An 18,041-nucleotide genomic window follows, 5' to 3' on the forward strand; every position below is an offset into this window, starting at 1 on the left:
GCTCACCGCCGAGCTGTCCGAAGCCATGGCTCGCCGCCGGTTCATCCCGGTCCATGAACGCGGCAGGGTGCTCATCGACGTTGCGGTGATGCCCGCTGACGGTGGCGAGTCCATTTCCGATATCGGCGTCCTTCGCCGCCAGACGGAGGCCTCGGGCCCGGTGGCCTCTGCGCCAACGGTGTGGCGCACGCTCGATGAGGTCACCGCTGGCAAGCGCAAGATTCAGGTGGCACGTGCCCGTACCCGGCGGCACGTGTGGTCCCAGCCGCCCGGCGGGGTACCAGCGGCGGCATGTGCGGGTCGGGACTTGGCACCGACGATCGTGCTCGATGTGGACGCCACGATCGTGGTCACCCACAGCGAAAGGAGAACGCCGCGCCGACGTACAAGCACACGTTCGGCTACCACCCGATCGGCTTGTGGTGCGACAACACAGAAGAGTTCCTCGCCGCGAGCCTGCACCCGGGCAACGCCGGGTCCAACACCGCAGCCGACCACATCGACGTCCTGGCCCAGGCGATCGCGCAGATCCCCGCTGCTCATCGGCGTGATCTGCTGATCCGCTCCGAAGGCGCTGGCGCCTTCCACGCCCTGCTGGACTGAATCACCGAGCAGAACCGCATCCGCGGTCGACGAGTGGGGTACTCGGTCGGCTTCCAGGTCACCGGCCCGTTGCGTCGAGCTATCGCGACCGCCCCGGAGGCCGCGTGGGGGACCGGCGTTGAACCCGTCCGGCTATATCCGCGATGGGGCCGAGGTGCGGAGCTGACCGGGTTCCTCGCCCCCGGACTGCTGAGAAAGTGGCCGGACGGGATGCGGGTCATCGTCCGCCGCGAACGGCCCCACCCGGGCGCCCAGCCATCGATGTTCGAGGAGATCGACGGGTGGCGCTACCAGGCGTTCGTCACCAACACCGCCCCCGGCCAGCTCCAATTCCTCGAAGCACTGCATTGGGCCCACGCCCGGGTCGAGGACCGCATCCGCCACGCCAGAGACACCGGCCTGGGCCGTCTGCCGTCACGGGACTTCGCTTTCAACCAGGCCTGGCTGGTGGCAGTGATGCTCCGCGCTGACCTCGTGTCCTGGACACGGAGGCTCGCCTGCATCGATGACGCCGCGGTCTTGGCGTCATGCGAACCCAAAGCACTGCGCTACCGCGTCCTTCACGTGGGAGCCCGCCTGGTCCGCAGTGGCCGGAGGCGGCGCGTGAAAACCCCCGAGACGTGGCCCTGGGCCACCGTCATCGTTGCCGTCTTCAACACAATCGCCGCCATCCCCAAACCTGCCTAACCTCACCTGCCCACCCACGACATCACCACAGGAGACCCGCCCACCGGAAGCGCAAGCCGGCAACTTCGCACGCCCTCACCCGAAATCGCGCCCGCCGTCACACAGCAACAGCGGCGCCTACTCCCCGTGAATTTGCGGGGCTAGCGACAACCTCCCCGACCCGCTCCCTCACCGTGGTCGCACTGCAGACTCCGAGTCCAGAAGGACCGTCGAACCACTTAAGTCCGCGCCTGTCGGTGGGCCATGGCATGATGACTCAGAATCCAGCCAATTACGAAGGAGCACTAACGATGGACCCACTGCTAAATGGGCTATTCAAGAAGTTTACTGAAAATAACGAACTGGAGAAATTATCCGACAGCGATGCATTCGAGATGTTCGCAGCCAAGCTAGTTCTCAAGGATGACCTAACGGAACGGACGGCGCTATCGGAATTACTTCTTGACCCCAGTACGCCCGGTGTAGATGTAGCTATCCTAGAAGTTAACGGCGAGCTAGTTTGGGACGACTCTGATGCAGAGGAGCTTTCAAGCGGTACTGGAACACTTATTGTCGCCCTACATTTCGTGCAGGCCAAGAACACGGAGAAGGTGCCGTCGAATGAAATTCTAAATATGGGCGAGGTTGTCAAGAACTCCCTCGAAGGCTCCGCCCCTCGCGGCTACCCAAAGCTTAAAGGGATCTCTGATGCCCTGAAATACATGTTCGCTGAGCATGCAACAAAAATGCAGAACCCACGGCCGTCCGCGCACCTCCACTTCGTGACCGCCGCGAACGCAACGGCGGTTGAGGATGCACTTGTGCAAGAGCGGCGGAAGAGTGTCCAGATGCAACTATCAGACCTATCCTTCCTGGGGGAGGTCACCGTTAAAGTGGAAGGGGCCGGTCAGCTCGTAGAAGCATCACGCAAGAAGACGGCGGCGAACGAAGTAGATATTGTGCTCGAGAAGAGTTTGAACCTCCCGAGCATGCCCGGTATCGAGCAAGCGATTCTCGGTCTGATTAGCCTTGACCAGTTGCTTCTGTTGATTCGCAACGATGATGCCTCACTGAACGAGCGCGTATTCTACGATAATGTTCGCGGATTCCAGGGAGCCGATAACCCCGTGAATGGGCGCATCCAGGAAACACTTAGGTCGTCAAACAGTCGACTACTTCCTGTTCTAAACAATGGCGTCACTGTAGTGGCGTCACAATACGCACCTCGCCCGGGCGACGAGGTGCGCCTAAGCGGCTATCAGATTGTGAACGGTTGCCAGACGAGTCATTGTGTCCACATTGCCGCGGACGAATTGGAGGACCCGAAAGCGATCCAGCTCCCTATCCGTGTGATAGTCACCGATGTAGCTGAGGTTGCAACGGAAATCATTCGCGCCACCAATTCGCAGACGGCGGTCAATGATAGCGATCTTGTAGCACTCACCTCGTTCCAGAAAAACCTTGAAGAGTTCTACAAGCTGGACACCCTCGACGTCGGCCTTTCATACGAACGCCGAAGTGGTCAGTTTGCGAACAGTTCGGTCCCTCAAACGAGGGTGGTGACCATCAGAGACCAAGTGCGTGCGTTAGCGGGCACATTTCTAAATTTGCCACACCTTGCTACCAGATATCCGAAAGATCTTTACGAAACGATCGGAAGAGAGATCTTCGCGTCGCAGCACCTATACGATCCCTACGTGGCCGCCGCGTACGCCGACTACCGGCTGGAGTCTGCGTTCCGAACAACCCTCGATCCTAGGCTTAAGCCACTGCGATACCACATACTCATGGCGCACAAATATCTGACGCTGCAATCAGATTCACTTCAGTTGAACGACAGGCGAGTAATAAACCAGAGTCAGCAGATCATTGAATCGTTGAGTGGTTCAAACTATGTTATGAAGCTCAAGGACGCAGCCGACGTGATACTCGACTTCACGCACGGTACCGTTCCTACGAGTGATCGGCTGAAGCGCCTGGCTTTCACGGCCGATCTAAGGGGCCACGTGATCAGTAGGGTTACTAAGTGAGCCGATGTGAACTTGCCGGGACTCGGCTCCCATCTCGCGGAGCCCCCACCATCGGGGGTTGCTGACTGGCAGCGTCTCGCGAGAGCGGTTCTCGAATTGTCACGTATCGCTGGCCGAAAAGTGAAAACCCTTCACGGCATGACCTGCGCATGCACCCACGCGGGCACGGCGACGGACAGCCGCCTCGAGACGGGTTCTAGGCTCGTGAGTATTTGAAGGTTTGGGAGCCACCGGGTATTGAGGTTGGGAGCCACCGTTATTGGCTTTGAGAGCCGGTGGCCGATGGGGTCGGAGCCACCGGCTCCCGTGCGCGGTCCCGTGGGGCTAATTCACGGCGGTGTGTTCGCGCATGTTGAAGGTGCCGGTCTCGATCCAGAGGGTGTTGTGGACGATGCGGTCCATGATGGCGTCGGCGTGTACGGCGGAGCCGAGGCGCTGGTGCCAGTCTTTCTGGGCGTATTGAGTGCAGAACACCGTCGAGGCGTGTCCGTACCGGCGCTCGAGTAGTTCGAGCAGCATGCTGCGCATGCCCTCGTCGGGCGGGTCGAGGAGCCATTCGTCGAGCACGAGCAGCGTGAAGGCGGCGTACTTCTTCAAGAACGTCGTCTTGCCGTTCGGCTTGTCTTGCGCCGATGCCCACGCCTCGGCCAGATCCGGCATCCGGATGTAGTGCGCCCGGATCCGGTGGGTGCAGGCCTGCTTGGCCAGAGCGCACCCGAGGTAGGACTTGCCGGAGCCGGTGAAGCCCTGGAAGACGACGTTCTGGTGCCGGTCGATGAACAAGCAGGAGCCGAGCTGGGCGATCACGCCCTGGTCCAGTCCCCGCTCGTGGAGCATGTCCAGCCGCCGCAGATCGGCGTTCGGGTAGCGCAGGCCGGCTCGCCGGATCAGTCCCTCGACTTTAGCGTGGGTGAACGTGGAGTGGGCCTCGTCCACGACGATCTTGACCTGGTCCTCGAACCCCATGCCCAGCATGAGGGTCTCATCGCGGGCCTCGAACGCCTCCAGCAAAGCGGTGGCGCCCATCTCCCGCAGCTTGCGACGGGACTCGGGATCGAGCCGGGTCATCGGGCACCTCCTGCGGCGTAGTAGTCGGCCCCACGCACATATCCGCCGGCGTCCTAGGCGGGCCGGTCCTGGCTGGCCCTGCCGGTCGGCTGTGCGGGTTTGTCCTGACCTGTTTCCAGAATCGGCCGCAGGTGGGCGTACCGCGGAGAGCGGATCGGCCCGGCCAACGCGATCCGGCACGCGGCCTCGACCCGCTCGGCTGAGTAGCGGCGGGTCAACCGCAGCACCGCCAGCGCCGGATTGATGCCCTGCTCGCTGACGGTCACCGACTCGAAGATCCGATCGGTCACGACCAGCGCCGAGGGGCCCACCCGCTCGGCCCATTCCCTGACCCGCGGCTGATCCCACTGCCGGTACTTCCGCCCGGCCGGCAGATCAGCATCGTTCGTGCGGTAGGCGTTGACCACGGTCTCGGGCCACAGCACGTGGCTCGATAGCCGTTGGTGGCCGCGGTGCACCTCGAGCAGCGACTCGGTGATCCTCAGGTCGACCTTGGCGCCCACGTGCGGGTACGGCACGGAGTAGTAGTTGCGGGCGAAGGACACGTGCCCGTTGCGCCCGACCCTCCGGCCGTAGACCCAGCGGCTGATCTCGTACCCGGCGGCCGGCAGCGGCCGCAGCAGCTCCTTCTCCTCGGAGGTGAACACGCTGACCCGTGAGCCTGCCCGTTTCTGGAACGGCTCGGCGTTGTAGGCGGCGAGTTGGTCGGCGATCGCGGACTTGAGCTCGGCGAGCGTAGCGAACTGCCGCGCACGGAGGGCGGCGATGATCCAGGTGGCCACGTGCGCCACGGTGTTCTCCACGCTCGCCTTGTCCTTGGGCTTGCGCACCCGGCCGGGAAGGACCACGGCCGAATAGTGGGCAGCCATCTCCCGGTAGGCGTCATTGAGGACGATCTCGCCCTCGCGGGGATGTGTGATCACGCCGGTCTTGAGGTTGTCGCACGCGATGCGTGGCACTGATCCGCCGAAGAACTCGAACATCGCCGCGTGGGCCCGTAGCCAGGTGTCCTGCTTCATGTCCAGGGCGGGTTCGACGAAGGCGTACCGGGAGAACGGCAGGCACGCCACGAACAGATACACCCGCCTCGACTCGCCAGTGACGGGGTCGGTCAGCTGCATCGTTGGGCCAGACCAGTCCACCTCGACGGTCTGCCCGGCCTTGTGCCCGACGCGGGAGGCCAGCCCGGCGACCAGTACATGCTGTTGGTACTGCTTACAGAACCGGTCGTACCCCATTGCAGGGGACCCCGAGCCCGCGCACCGGTCGATGTACTCGCCGTGCAAGAGCTTCATCGTCACCCCGACCCGGGCCATCCGGAGCGTGTCAAATCAAATGAGACGTGAGGTGCTCGGTTGGGCTTGGCTAGTTTCGGGTGATCGGGCGTCGGGGTCGTTGATGGTCGCCTTTTCCGGCAGTCGGGGTGGGCGCGGTCGTCGGGTGAACCGTTCGGGGTGTTTGGCGTAGGCGGCGTCGAGCACGAGCTGGCGCCTGTCGCGGATGGTCTCGGCGGTGCCGTCGTGGACGCTGGCCGGGGTGTGCAGTCCGATCCCGCTGTGCCGGTGCTGGTGGTTGTACCAGTGGATGAATCGGTTCATCCATGCCCGGGCGGCACCGATGCTGGCGAACCGCTCGGGGTAGTTCGGCGTGTACTTCATGGTCTTGAACTGCGACTCGCTGTACGGGTTGTCGTTGCTGGTCCGCGGCCGATTGTGCGACCGGGTTACATCCAGATCGCACAGGAGTGAGGCCAACGGCTTCGAGGTCATCGCCGCGCCCCCGTCGGCGTGGAGATACCCCGGTGCCTGGCCTTGCTCGGCGATGGCGGCGGCGACCAGGTCGGCGGCCAGTTCGCCGTCTTCGACGGTCTCGATGCGCCAGCCCACGACGTAGCGGGAGTAGATGTCGATGACGACGTAGGCGTGGTACCAGATGCCCTTGGCCGGGCCCCGCATTTTCGTGATGTCCCACGACCACACATCATTTGCTGAGGTTGCGACCAGTTCGGGAATCGCCCGTGGTGGATGGGTTGCCTGCCGACGACGCTCGCCGTTCATCGCCTCGGCCGCCAGGATCCGGTGCATCGTGCGCTGCGAGCAGTGATACCGGCCGGCGTCGAGTTCGCGGGCCCACACCTGGGCCACGGACAGATCGGCGTAGGCCTCGCTGGTGAGCACTTCCAGTATCGCGGTGCGCTCGGCGGCGGTGAGCTCGGCAGGATGGCGGGCCTTGGGGTGCGGCCCATACTGGCGCGGTTTCGGATTGGCCTGGCGATGATGGGTCGCCCGCGACCTACCGACCAGGGCGCAGGACCGCACCACACCCAGCAGCGCGGTCAGCAGCTGCGCGGTTTCGGCCTGCCAGGTGCGCCAGGCGGCCCTGGTCACCCCTTGTTTTTCTTGGAGAGCGCTTCCAAGAACGCGACACCTTTTCCCATGACCTCCAACGCGGCGTCACGATCGGCGATGACCTTGTCCTTCCGGGCGGCGTCTGACTCGAGTTTGCTGATCTGCTTTTCCAGCTCAGCGATGCGCGCCTGCTCCGGCGACTGGCCAGCCCGGGGCCTTCTCTTGGACACGGTGCCCAGTGTTCCCGCTTCGATCTGGGCCCGCCACTGCTTGACGCTGGAATCGTAGAGGCCCTCTCGGCGCAGCACGCGGCCCTTCTGCCCGGACGGGGCCTGCTCGTACTCGGCGACGATGCGCCGCTTGTACTCGGCCGTGAACGTCCGCCGGGCCGGCCGCCCGGTCCGCGGGGCCTGAACCGTCTCCTGCGTCGAGGTCGTCGGCGTCGGCTGCGAGGCCTCCAGGGCCGCGTCAGTAGTTGCAGTGATAGTCATGCTGGGTTCTCCTTCTCCTCACGCCCCAGCCTCTCAACCAGCCAGCCCGGGTGTCTCACCTCAGTCTGGCGGATAGGGATCTCCCGATGCACCTCGGCCCAGTCGGGCTCGGCGAACACGCTCTCGTGCTCACCCCGGCCCGGGAACAACAGCGAGTACACCTCGCCGTCCGGTAGATCTGCGACATCGTCCCAGCCGAGCTTGGCGGCATCGGCGGCCTCCAGCACCGCAGCGACGCTGTTGCGTGAGATCTGCTGCGAGGCCGCGATCGCCCGCCCCGACAGGCCCTCGGCCCGCAACTGCAAGACGAGTTTCGCCTTGATCTTCCTTACCATTGGGAACTGCTCCTTCCGCCAGGTGCCCGTTACACCCAGCGGGAGGAGCCTAAGAAGGTGGCTCTGAACGCGAATAACGGTGGCTCCGACGACGTCCAAACCGTCAAGCAGCTACCGGCTCCCAGACCCAATACGACTGGCCCTCAGAAGAGCGAATACTCACTCGGGCTGGTGGGTGATCTTCTTGCCCTTAGCCTGCAGGGCGTGTCTACGAGGACGTGGCTGCGCCGTTGTCCTCTGAACGACCGGGTCGCATTAACAACCGCCGAGGCACCGTTGCCCATTCGTCCTGCCTGTATTCGAGCGCCCGTAAGCTGCGGCAGATCAGTCTAGCTCGGTGGTGAGCTTGTCCCAGAGGCCGATCTGTTCATGACTGTGGCGGTGCTCCTGCTCCTGGGGTGTTAGTGCATAGTCGAGGCTGGCGGATTCAAAGCGTTTAAACTGGTAGATTGCGTGGTTCAGGTGTTGAGCATTGAATAGCCCAAGGTCGTTAAGAGTGGTGAAGTCCTCGACGGTGATGCCTGTGACGCGCTCGAAAAGAGCGGAGTCGAGGGACTCGATGACGTGCGTGAGAGTCTCTTCCCGGTAGTCAGTGACGTACATAAAGATCGGGATCTTGGCCAGGAACTTCTGCAGCTTCTCGCGGATCTCTTTGCGAAGCTTGGCCGTCTCGAACTGTTCCTTCTTCTGATCCTTCGTGAGCTTGCCGTCCTGCTTGCGCTTGGCCTTCTTGAGGTCCTCGGTGTTCGTGACGACCTTGCTGGCGTTGTTCACCAGCGCGCGGAAGTCCTCGACGTTCTCGAGCGTCTCCATTAGATCCGAGCGGGTGAGGATACCGGAAAGGGTGTGCTCGTTGACGTTGACTAGCAGCGGTGAATTCCAACGGCGTGCCAGCGCCGCGGCGCCCACGCCCACCGTGGCCCAGTCGAGGACGGCGTTCGCGTCGAGGGCGGTCATCGCACCTCCCGTGAATCCAAAGATCGGTAGGTAGTTAATGAGCTCGGATATCGCCTGCGACGGAGTGGCGTCCCCGGCGGTGGCCAGCTTGGTGCCATACTCGGCGACCAGCGAAAGTGCCCGATTAGGGTCGAACTCAAAGACGTAGCACGTCTCCTTAAGCAGCTCGAGATTTCCTTCCGCGTCGCGGTACGACCACGGTGACTGGACGCGGAATGCCGCCTGGAAGTAACTTTCCGGACTCTTGAGAGATCGGAGCATGAGGATTGCTCCCCACTCCGGCACGGTGACACCCGTCATTAGCTTGCCGCAGGACAGCGTAATGGACCCGGGGCCATTCTTGGCCTTGGCGTCCTCGATCGCGCGTTCCACCGGCGGTAGGGCCTCCACGCCCTGGCCAGCCTTGTTTCCCGCAGCAACGACGATCTCGAACTCGGAGAAGTACGGGTGCCTGCTCAGCGTGTCGGCCATGGCCACGCAGGCTGCGACGTTGGGCAAGTACCAGACGGAGTGCCTGACCGCGGACCTGAAGCGAACGGCCTCGAACGGGAACGGCGGCTTGTCCTGCGACTGCACCTGCAGCTTCATCTGCTCGGTGAGCTTGCCACGGAGCATCTCAAGGAACTCGTTAACCTCGTCGTTATGCTCGAAGACGGGCTTGCCGCTGGATTCCTTCTGCGCGCTGAAGAATTCGTTAAGGCTGAACCCGTCGAACTCGCCGTCGGCCGTGTATTGGGAGGCGTTCTTGCCCAGGTCGTAGGAGTACATCTCCATCCGGGGCAGCGTGAGGTACGGGTTCGGGCCGTCGGTCTCGCTCCACCGCTCCTTCTCGCGCTGTTCGTCGACATAGGTCCAGTTGAAGACTGCGTCTTCGGTGAACTCTCCGTCAGTGATCGCCCGGAACGGGGTGCCCGACAGGTACAGGTACTTGTCGGCCCTGACCGCCAGGTCTTCCGACAGATCTTCCACGGTGACCTGCTCATCGGGCTCCTCGATCTCGGCTGTCTTCGCATCAGTCGGGTCGTAGAGAGTACGGGCAGAATCGCGCCAAGAGCCGAAGTGGTACTCGTCCAGAACGATTGCGTCCCACTCGATGAGGTGGATGACCTCGTTGCGAGACTTGATGTTTCCGTCCGCGTCCCGACCACCGAGGTCCTGGAGCGAAGCGAACCAGACGACCGGCCCGTCGAAGTCGGCAGCAGCGTAACGGTCGTCGTCGCTGGCATTCCTGTCGATGTAGCGCCAGCCGTGGAAGTCGACGTGAGAGACGAGGTCGTCATGCCAGGCGGTCGCCACTGCCGGTTTGAACGTCAGGACCAGCACCCGCTTCCAGACCATCGTCTTGGCGAGCTGGTACGTGGCGAACGTCTTCCCGAAGCGCATCTTGGCGTTCCAGAGGAACTTCGGTGTGGTGCCGGCGTGGGTGCGGAAATACTCCGCGGCCCTGTCGACGGCCGCCTGTTGCTCAGGGCGCATACCGAAGGTATGAGACCGCCTGGGTTCGTAGGCGACGCCGGAAACGACCGTAGCGATCGCCGCCTTGACCTCGTCGATCGTCGCCTCAAACCATTCGCCCGCCGTGCGGTTTATGCCTGCGGCAACTAGAGCCGAGTGCACGTCGCGGTCCGAAAACTCAAAACCGTCCGCACGCACCGCGGGCTCATCAAGGAGGATCGAAACGCCCTTGAGACCGGGGTAGGCAGTGTTCAATTGCTGCTTGATACGAGCGCGTGCCGTCGCTTTGGTGGTCTGACCGACCTTGACTAGCCCACGGCCCGAGATCCGTGTCTGCCCGTGGGTGCGCTGCCAGAGGTCGTCGTCCTTACCGACGACCGTGTAGGCGTAGACGCGATTAGGCATCGATGGTGTCTCCTGAGCTGGGTGCCGGCATCTCCTTGACCTGTGACGCGATGAAGGCGGCCTCTTCCCCAGTAATTCCGTATCGCGCAAACAGCAGCTCATCGGTCCACGTCTGGCTCAAGGGGACATCAGGCACGAACGCATACACATCGCGGGTGGCGTGTTGGGTCGCCTTGCGCAGCGAGACCAGGAACCGTACGAAGCGGGTCCTCAGATAGCTCGCGTACCACTGAGCCTCTGACTCGCTCTCGAAGCGTCCGGCAACGAGGTAGGTCTCGGAACAGGCTGTACCCGGACCAGCGACGATCGGATCGCTGAGAAATTTTGTCTCCACCGCAGCGCTTGTCCCCTGTACGGCGGTCATAAGGACCTTCCAGTCATCGACCCACTCGGAATTCGTGCGAACATCGGCACGTTCGATCCAACTTATCTTCTGCGAGCCGTAAAACTTGACTGGATTCTTGAGACGATCCGGCGACGCGACCCCATGGAAGTAAGTCCGGAACCCGAACGGCTTACCACCGGAAACGCGGACCTTAAGGACCGGTTCAGGCTTGCCGGCAACTCTGTACGCCCTCACCTTCTCAAGGATCGCCACGGCCTCATTACGGCGTACGAGCACGTCGTACGCGCAAAGCGAGCGTTCCATAGGGGGACCTACGGGCACACCGTCCCACATTGTCTGGACCTCACACAGACCGGGGTTGTCCCGATCCCACAAGAAATATGAGACCCCGCCCCTGACCTTCACGCCGGGAAAAGCATCGTACAGCTTGGGATAGTCCACGAGCTTCCTGATACGTCCGTCTGTGAGCATCTGGTTACGGAAGCTATCGAGTCCACGCCCGCCAGCAAACCAGCGTGACTGGGTGATCATCACAACGTACCGGGGGTTAAGGGCCAGGGCCTTCTGCACAAAAAGTTGGTAAATGGGGACCGCACTGGCGTTGTGGCCGCCGTCCTTGAGCTGATACGGCGGGTTCCCGACGATCACGTCGAACTTCATGTCGGCCATCTCCTTGGTGGGGTACGTGCCGTGGATGAACGAATAGGCGTAGTTCTCACGGGAACGGCCTCGTTCGAGATCCTTCGGGACGTTGCAGAGGGTGCACCGGTCATCGGAGCCGAAATGGTGCTCGGACGGCACGTAGAGCAGATTTCCTTGCGGGTCGTCGAATTGGACGAGGCTGTGGTGGCCGGAGGCGTCCGCCGAGCAGTACACGCTGCGCCGAGAGATGATGCCGGTCATCTCGGTGATGGCGGCCCCGAACAGCATGTTGCGGAATATGTGGTCCCGGCGCACGACGAAGTCGGGCTCCCACTCGGCCAAGCCGTCGAGCAGACGTGTCGCCACTTCTCGCAGGAACACCCCGGACTTGCTGAACGGATCCAGCCAGACGTAGTCCGGCCGGGTCCAAACCTCCTCGGGTAGCAGCTCCAGCATTGCTCTTGCGAGATCAGGGGGCGTGGGGACCTCATCGGTGGACAGCTGAGCCAAACAGTCGAGAATGTCAGGGACATGCTGACTAAATCGGGGCTGGTTCATACCCGACCTCCCTGATTTTTCCGGCGACAACCGGCCCGGGGTGGTTCACCAAATCTGCGTAGTGGACGGGGACGGCATCCATCTTCGGGACGTAGAAGAGGTCGACCTGGGCGTCGTCCTCGGCAACAGTGGACCATTCGCGGATGAAGGTGCCGTTTCGGCCAGCGCGGTAGTCGACCCATTCGGTCGAGTCGAGGTCAGCGAGGGTGTCGGCCAGCACGATGTTGGTCTCAAGGATCACCTCGACAGCTCCGGCCAGACCCTGCGAAGGCTCCTTGGTGTTGAGGTCGTTGTCCAGGTGGGATTGAAGGACGTGGCGCAGCCGGTCCTTGGATTCGGCGACGTTCTCCGGGTCGATGTCAATGGCGTAGATCGAGGCCAGGGCGCGGAGGAGCCGGTGTTCATATTGGAGAGTTGACCTGTATCTCTCCGAGGTGACGAAGGCCAGCTTGCGGATCAGGATCTCCTCGAGGAAGTTACCGGATCCGGCGGAGGGCTCGAAGAACTTCCGATCCGTATTGGTTGGATCGTCGGCGGAAGGGAACATATCCGTGACCAGGTCGAGCATGGCGGTCACTTCTCGTGTGTGCGTGTAGACCTCCGCGAGGTCGCGCACCCGCTGCCGCGTCTTGATTTGCATCCTTCACCTCGACTCACTACTGACCTGACAGCAATTGTGGCATCCACTTTCGCCATGACCAGTCATGGCGACGATCGTTGTCTCCAAGCCACGTTGACTTACCAGTGACATGTAGAAGCTAGAGTCCCTCGGTCGCACTGTGCCCCCAGTCGGACTCGAACCGACACTGAAACGGTTTTAAGCCGTCTGCCTCTGCCAATTGGGCTATGGGGGCTTGCCGGCCTCGCCGGAGCGGGGCCGGGTGGCGCGCAGGGCGCCGGGGCCGAATCAACCGGCCAAGCGGGTCAGCACCGACATCGCGATGCCGTCCAGGATGTCTTTCTCACTCACCGTGAGCTCGGACAACCCGGCACGCTCTGCCATCACATCACACAGCGCCTGGACCACGATGGAGCCCCCGCCGATCACATCCGCGCGGCCCGGGTGCATCGGGCCCAGGCTGCGGCGTTCGGTCACTGAGGACGCCACCAGGCGGTCGCACACCTCGCGAATCCGGTCCAGCGGGATGACGCTGCCGTGGATCCGCTCGGGATCGTACTCCCCCAGCCCCTGCGCCAGCGCACTCAACGTGGTGAAAGTCCCCGCCACACCCACCCATCGAGTAGCGAGGCCCACCGGCACGTCGCCGGCCTCCGCCAGTGCGTCGGCGATGACGAACCAGGCCTCGGCGATCTCGGCGGCGGTGGGCGGATCAGAGTGCAGCACCCGCTCGGTGAGGCGAACGCAGCCCACGTCGAGGCTGCGGGCACCCAGGATCTGTACCTGACCACGCACGATCTCGCCAACCACGATCTCCGTGGACCCACCGCCGAGGTCGGTCACCACGAACGGTCCGTCGGACGGGTCGAGGTCGATCACCCCGCCAGCGAAGGTCAGCTCAGCCTCGGTCTGCCCACTGATCACCTCGGCCACCGCGCCCGGGAAGTGCTTACCGAGCACCTCGGCGGTCATGTCGAAGAACTCGTCTTTGTTGCTGGCATCCCGAGTGGCGGAGGTCGCGACCATCCGCACGGACTGCACGCCGAGTTCGGCCATCGTGGCCGCGTAGTCGGTGAGCGCGGTGCGACACCTGGAGATCGCTTCGGTCGAGAGCCTGCCGGTGGCGTCGACGCCCTCCCCTAGCCGAATGATGCGCATCTCGCGGTGGACGTCGGCGAGCCCGGGCTGACCGCGCACGCCCTCGGCGACGAGCAGTCGGATGGAGTTGGTGCCGCAGTCCACGGCTCCGACTCGCACCGCGCCAGAACCAGCAGAGCCAGCAACCGCGGTCACTCCTGCTCCTGCGCGTAGTAGTCCGGCACGCCCAGCTCCTCGGGCGTGGGCCAGTCCTCGGGCAGCGCGGTACCGCGCAGTCCGGCCTCGCAGGCCAGCGCCACGGACTCGTCGCCCAACCACACCACGCCGGGCCCCTCGGCCAACGCGTAGGCCATCAGCACGTGCAGGCACTTGACCCGCTCGGGCATCCCGCCACCGGAGAAGTCCGTCCCGAGGTCCTCGATCTCATTGCGCTGCTCGAGATACCGCTCGTGCGCCTGGGTGTAGTTCAGCGCCATCTCGGGGTCGGAGGTCAGCCTCGTCGTCATCCCCCTCATGATCCCCGCGGACTCCTGCCGACTCGCCTCGGCGGTGAGCCGCGGATCGGTGAGGTAGTACAGCGTCGGGAACGGGGTGCCGTCCTCCAACCGCGGCGCGGTCTTGACCACCCCGGGCCTGCCGTCTGGGCTGCGGTAGGACACCTCCAGCACCCCGCGCGGCCGCCGGCCCAGCTGGGCCTCGATCGCGTCGAGATCGTCACTGGACACGCTGTGTTCGGCGCTCACGCTGGGGGGTCCTCCTGTGGTTGCTGGGGCGCATCGGCGCCATCGGGTGCCTCGCCGCCCGGGGAGTCGACGCCGAGATGCCCGCGCCGGGGATCGACCGGAACGGCCGGGGTGTCGGGGCCGCCGGGGATGCTGGTGCCCTCGAGGACCGACGTTCCCCCCGGCAGGCTCGAGTTCTCCGGGTAGACGGGATCGGCGGGCACGGAGATGGAGTCCCACACCCGCGTCTGCCACGGCAGCGCCGCCAACTCGGCCGCCCGCTGCTCGGCCGCCGCCTGCTCCACCGGATCCACCGGGCTCACCCGGTACGGGGTCTCCCCCGGCTTGACGGCGCCGAAGCGGATGCGGGCCTGCTGCTCGATGTACGCCGGATCGGCGAGCAGCTGCTCCTCGGCCTCGAGCTCGGCGATCGTGGCCTCCAGCGCCGCCCGCTCCTGCGCCACCGCCTTCTCGTCCGAGAGGAACTGATAGTGATTGCGCAGGGGAAACGACACCGTCACCAGCAGGATGATGGCGACGACGGCGAGGAGACCGATCCGCCGAGGCGTGTAGTTCCGCGGGCCCAGCACCGTGTCCGAGAGATCGGTCCGCGTTTTGAGCCGGTGGGCCTCCGGATGCGCGGTCGAGCCGACCCGCTTCGAACGGGCCGAGGCGGGCACCGGCCGGTCCCGCTCCCGGCTCGGCGTGCGCCGCTGGGGAGTCTGCCGGCGGGCGGGGTCGGCGGTGGACTCGCCGCGCGTGCGACCCCGCTGCGGTGCCCGGCGGATGGGCCCCGACGCCTCCCCCGGCCGCCGGGACGACGCGCGATCGCGACCGTCGCCCCGGCGATCCGGCGAGCCCCGTCGATCAGAAGGGCGTGGTGGGCGAGCCATGAGCCCTCCTCTCGACTACCTAGCTGACCGGATTGGCCTCGTGGGACTGTGCGTGCTGTGCCCGAGTGGCGTCGCTGCCTGGATCAGGCGGAGAAGCGCGGGAAGGCGCCGGCGCCGGCGTACCGAGCGGCGTCCCCGAGCATCTCCTCGATGCGCAGGAGCTGGTTGTACTTGGCCACGCGCTCCGAGCGGGCCGGGGCGCCGGTCTTGATCTGGCCGCAGTTGCAGGCCACCGCGAGGTCGGCGATGGTCGTGTCCTCGGTCTCGCCCGAGCGGTGCGACATCATCGTGGCGTAGCGGTTGCGGTGCGCCAGCTCCACGGCATCCAGCGTCTCGGTGAGCGTGCCGATCTGGTTGACCTTGACCAGCAGCGCGTTGGCCGCGCCCCGCTCGATGCCGTCGCGCAGGCGCTCGGGGTTGGTGACGAACAGATCGTCGCCGACGATCTGGACCTTGTTGCCGATCATCTCGGTGAGGGTCTTCCAGCCCTCCCAGTCGTCCTCGTCGAGCGGGTCCTCGATGGAGACCAGGGAGTAGTTGGCCACCAGGTCGGCGTAGACGTCGGCCATCTCGGCGGCGGAGAGCTGCTTGCCCTCGAAGTGGTACTTGCCGTCCTTGAAGAACTCGGTCGCGGCCACATCGAGTGCGAGCGCGACGTCGGTGCCCAGGGTGTACCCGGCCTTCTCGATGGCCTCGACGATGAGGTCGAGGGCCGCCTTGGTGGAGTCGACCGACGGGGCGAAACCGCCCTCGTCGCCCAGGCCCGTCGACAGGCCCTTGTCCTTGAGCACGGACTTGAGGTTGTGGTACACCTCGGCGCCCATGCGCAGGGCCTCGCGGAAGGTGGGCGCACCGATCGGCGCGATCATGAACTCCTGGACGTCGACGCCCGAGTCGGCGTGGGCGCCGCCGTTGAGGATGTTCATCATGGGCACCGGCAGGACGTGGGCGTTGGCGCCGCCGACGAAGCGGTACAGCTCGAGGTTCGCCGAATCGGCCGCGGCGCGGGCCACGGCGAGCGAGACGCCGAGGATGGCGTTGGCGCCGACCGTGGACTTGTTGGGGGTGCCGTCGGCGTCGAGGAGGGCCTCGTCGACCTGACGCTGCTCCTCGGCGGGGATGCCGATCACGGCGGGGGCCAGCACGTCCAGGACGGCGTCGACGGCCTTGGTCACGCCCTTGCCCATGTAGCGCTCGTCGGAGTCGCGCAGCTCCACTGCCTCGTGGGCGCCGGTCGAGGCACCCGAGGGAACGGCCGCCCGTGCGAACGAGCCGTCGTCCAGAAGCACCTCCACCTCGACGGTGGGGTTGCCTCGCGAATCGAGGATCTCCCGGGCTCCGACCTGCTCGATAAGCGCCATCTGTGCTCCTTGGGGAAGTTCGTGGTTCGTCTCTGGGTCGGCACCGCGATGGGTGGCTGCAGTACCGGGGGCCATTGTTCCACGTCGCCCGGCAGGGTGGGTCGAGGCTGCGCCGGGGGCGGGTGGCGCGGGCCCAACGAGAACATCCACAAGCCGGTGTCCGAAGTTGCCTAATCGCCGCTGGGCACCGCGCGCGTGCATTAGGTTCCGTGCAACGACTCGATGAGAGGACCATCTGGTGGCAGAAATTCTCCCGCTTCTCACAGCAGTGCTGTTGGGTGTCGTCGCTGTTGGCGGGGTTTGGCACTCGAATTCCAAGGCGAGATGGCAGAAGCGTCTGGCGGCTATGTCCGCGGAGATGAGCCAAGCAGAACAGCGGCTTTCGACCACGCTCTCTGAGGCGCGGGCAGCCCATAGTCGTGCTATTGCGCACGAGCACGACTATTACCGCCAGATTCGTGCACGTCTTCAGCTCTCAACCGGGGAGAGCACGTCTCGCGCGCACATCTTGTCGGCGTGCCGTGAAGCCCGAATCAACGCGGTAGTCATGTCCAACGTGTTGTTCAGGCCACCTGAGGCTGACGATGGCAAGGTATTCCACGCTCAGATCGACCATCTCGTGGTGACCGAACGAAGCCTGCTGATCGTAGAGAGCAAGTACTGGAAGTACGCCGTTTTCGATGGGGTCGATATCCGCGCGCACTCTGATTCGCTGCGCATACTGTTCGGCGACCTCGTCGAAGACCTGCCCCGACAGCACGCGGTGCATCTCTACCGCGAGGATGACCGAGTAAAGCTCAGAACCTCGAGCCCGGCGGGTCAAGTGCGTCTTCAGGCGCACCGCCTCAGTTCTTTTCTCACGATGCGAGGGGGCACGCCGCCCTGGATCAACACCTGCGTGTACTACTGCCACCCCGAGAGCAAGGTGCACCACGCCGATTTCAACAACCGAACGGCCATCGTCAGCTCCTACCCGGCCCTGGGCCGCATGATTATGTCCACGCAGACCGCGGAGACTGCCCGCGTGGATGTCGACGCGATCGTTGGAGCACTGGCACCGTTGAGCACCGATACAACCGGCACGGGAATCTATAGTCAGAAATGGACAAGCATTCTCGACGCGCACTCGGTGAATGTGTCCGGCAGCACGGCAATGGATTCATCGAGCGTCGGTCGTCACGCTCGGGCGCCGATCTCGACGATGGCCATGTCGAAGTCCGAATCGCCGAGATCCACCTAGCACCCCGCAACCAGGATTCCGACCGCGGCGGGCCCGTGTCGTCGTCATCGGACCTTTTTTGTCCCCAACCCGCGGCCTCACGCCGGCCCCGACGTGCACCCCGGCGGCCCGGCGGGGTGAGCACCAGCCGACGCCGGTGGTGACGTACCCGCCCCCTACAGTGAGCCCGACCCCGCCAGGACGATCCAGGAGAACGCTGTGGAC

12 protein-coding genes, 1 tRNA gene and 3 pseudogenes are annotated in these 18,041 nt (G+C 64.3%); 3 read left to right on the forward strand and 13 right to left on the reverse strand.

Going from position 1 to position 18,041, the window contains the following annotated elements; genetic code table 11:
* Positions 1 to 291 precede the first annotated feature (291 nt).
* Both CT688_RS10760 and CT688_RS10765 read left to right on the forward strand, forming a co-directional pair.
* Positions 292 to 1,290, forward strand: a pseudogene (locus tag CT688_RS10760) (transposase).
* Between the two features lie 290 nt (positions 1,291 to 1,580).
* Entirely contained in the window at positions 1,581 to 3,299 is a 1,719-nt protein-coding gene (locus tag CT688_RS10765) for an AIPR family protein (RefSeq protein ID WP_107756885.1), read from the forward strand.
* Between the two features lie 324 nt (positions 3,300 to 3,623).
* Here the strand turns inward: CT688_RS10765 and CT688_RS10770 are convergent, their stop codons facing one another.
* The 13 genes and pseudogenes from CT688_RS10770 to eno all read right to left on the reverse strand — a co-directional run bounded on the left by CT688_RS10770 (position 3,624) and on the right by eno (position 16,597).
* A complete protein-coding gene (locus CT688_RS10770) occupies positions 3,624 to 4,367 on the reverse strand; it encodes an ATP-binding protein (protein WP_107756886.1) in 744 nt (247 codons plus the stop codon).
* Between the two features lie 53 nt (positions 4,368 to 4,420).
* Positions 4,421 to 5,683 (reverse strand): annotated as a pseudogene (gene istA / locus CT688_RS10775) (IS21 family transposase); the annotation flags it as partial.
* Positions 5,684 to 5,698: 15 nt separating this feature from the next.
* Entirely contained in the window at positions 5,699 to 6,754 is a 1,056-nt protein-coding gene (locus tag CT688_RS10780; RefSeq protein WP_083249486.1) for an IS3 family transposase, read from the reverse strand.
* Complete coding sequence (locus CT688_RS10785) at positions 6,751 to 7,206, reverse strand: transposase (RefSeq protein WP_095719468.1); 456 nt, start codon at positions 7,204 to 7,206, stop codon at positions 6,751 to 6,753. The genes CT688_RS10780 and CT688_RS10785 overlap by 4 nt, the downstream gene beginning before the upstream one ends.
* A 77-nt stretch (positions 7,207 to 7,283) precedes the next feature.
* A pseudogene (locus CT688_RS10790) lies at positions 7,284 to 7,541 on the reverse strand (IS21 family transposase); the annotation flags it as partial.
* A gap of 324 nt (positions 7,542 to 7,865) precedes the next feature.
* On the reverse strand, positions 7,866 to 10,358 hold the full coding sequence (locus CT688_RS10795) for a DEAD/DEAH box helicase (RefSeq protein WP_107756887.1): 2,493 nt from the start codon (positions 10,356 to 10,358) through the stop codon (positions 7,866 to 7,868).
* Complete coding sequence (locus CT688_RS10800) at positions 10,351 to 11,856, reverse strand: Eco57I restriction-modification methylase domain-containing protein (protein WP_231750301.1); 1,506 nt, start codon at positions 11,854 to 11,856, stop codon at positions 10,351 to 10,353. Before CT688_RS10800 ends, CT688_RS10795 begins: the two co-directional genes overlap by 8 nt.
* A 28-nt stretch (positions 11,857 to 11,884) precedes the next feature.
* The gene (locus CT688_RS10805; protein ID WP_107756889.1) at positions 11,885 to 12,544 is read right to left on the reverse strand and encodes a type III restriction endonuclease subunit M; all 660 of its coding nucleotides are present in this window, start codon (positions 12,542 to 12,544) and stop codon (positions 11,885 to 11,887) included.
* Between the two features lie 140 nt (positions 12,545 to 12,684).
* A tRNA-Leu gene (locus CT688_RS10810) sits at positions 12,685 to 12,758 on the reverse strand.
* A gap of 53 nt (positions 12,759 to 12,811) precedes the next feature.
* A complete protein-coding gene (locus tag CT688_RS10815; RefSeq protein ID WP_107756890.1) occupies positions 12,812 to 13,816 on the reverse strand; it encodes a Ppx/GppA phosphatase family protein in 1,005 nt (334 codons plus the stop codon).
* Positions 13,813 to 14,364 carry a DUF501 domain-containing protein gene (locus tag CT688_RS10820; RefSeq protein WP_107756891.1) on the reverse strand — a complete coding sequence of 184 codons (552 nt, stop codon included), beginning with the start codon at positions 14,362 to 14,364 and terminating at the stop codon, positions 13,813 to 13,815. Before CT688_RS10820 ends, CT688_RS10815 begins: the two co-directional genes overlap by 4 nt.
* Positions 14,361 to 15,023 carry a septum formation initiator family protein gene (locus CT688_RS10825; protein ID WP_231750302.1) on the reverse strand — a complete coding sequence of 221 codons (663 nt, stop codon included), beginning with the start codon at positions 15,021 to 15,023 and terminating at the stop codon, positions 14,361 to 14,363. The genes CT688_RS10820 and CT688_RS10825 overlap by 4 nt, the downstream gene beginning before the upstream one ends.
* A 296-nt stretch (positions 15,024 to 15,319) precedes the next feature.
* Complete coding sequence (eno, locus tag CT688_RS10830; RefSeq protein ID WP_107756893.1) at positions 15,320 to 16,597, reverse strand: phosphopyruvate hydratase; 1,278 nt, start codon at positions 16,595 to 16,597, stop codon at positions 15,320 to 15,322.
* A 238-nt stretch (positions 16,598 to 16,835) separates the two neighbouring features.
* On the opposite strand from eno, the gene CT688_RS10835 reads away from it, so the two are divergent.
* On the forward strand, positions 16,836 to 17,837 hold the full coding sequence (locus tag CT688_RS10835; RefSeq protein ID WP_156607210.1) for a nuclease-related domain-containing protein: 1,002 nt from the start codon (positions 16,836 to 16,838) through the stop codon (positions 17,835 to 17,837).
* Positions 17,838 to 18,041 lie beyond the last annotated feature (204 nt).

It is taken from the genome of Dietzia sp. JS16-p6b (assembly GCF_003052165.1).
Classification (GTDB): Bacteria; Actinomycetota; Actinomycetes; order Mycobacteriales; family Mycobacteriaceae; genus Dietzia.

Coding starts and splice junctions, on each gene's coding strand:
- CT688_RS10765 (WP_107756885.1), top strand. CDS start 1,581: ATGGACCCACTGCTAAATGGGCTATTCAAGAAGTTTACTGAAAATAAC.
- CT688_RS10770 (WP_107756886.1), bottom strand. CDS start 4,367: ATGACCCGGCTCGATCCCGAGTCCCGTCGCAAGCTGCGGGAGATGGGC.
- CT688_RS10785 (WP_095719468.1), bottom strand. CDS start 7,206: ATGACTATCACTGCAACTACTGACGCGGCCCTGGAGGCCTCGCAGCCG.
- CT688_RS10795 (WP_107756887.1), bottom strand. CDS start 10,358: ATGCCTAATCGCGTCTACGCCTACACGGTCGTCGGTAAGGACGACGAC.
- CT688_RS10805 (WP_107756889.1), bottom strand. CDS start 12,544: ATGCAAATCAAGACGCGGCAGCGGGTGCGCGACCTCGCGGAGGTCTAC.
- eno (WP_107756893.1), bottom strand. CDS start 16,597: ATGGCGCTTATCGAGCAGGTCGGAGCCCGGGAGATCCTCGATTCGCGA.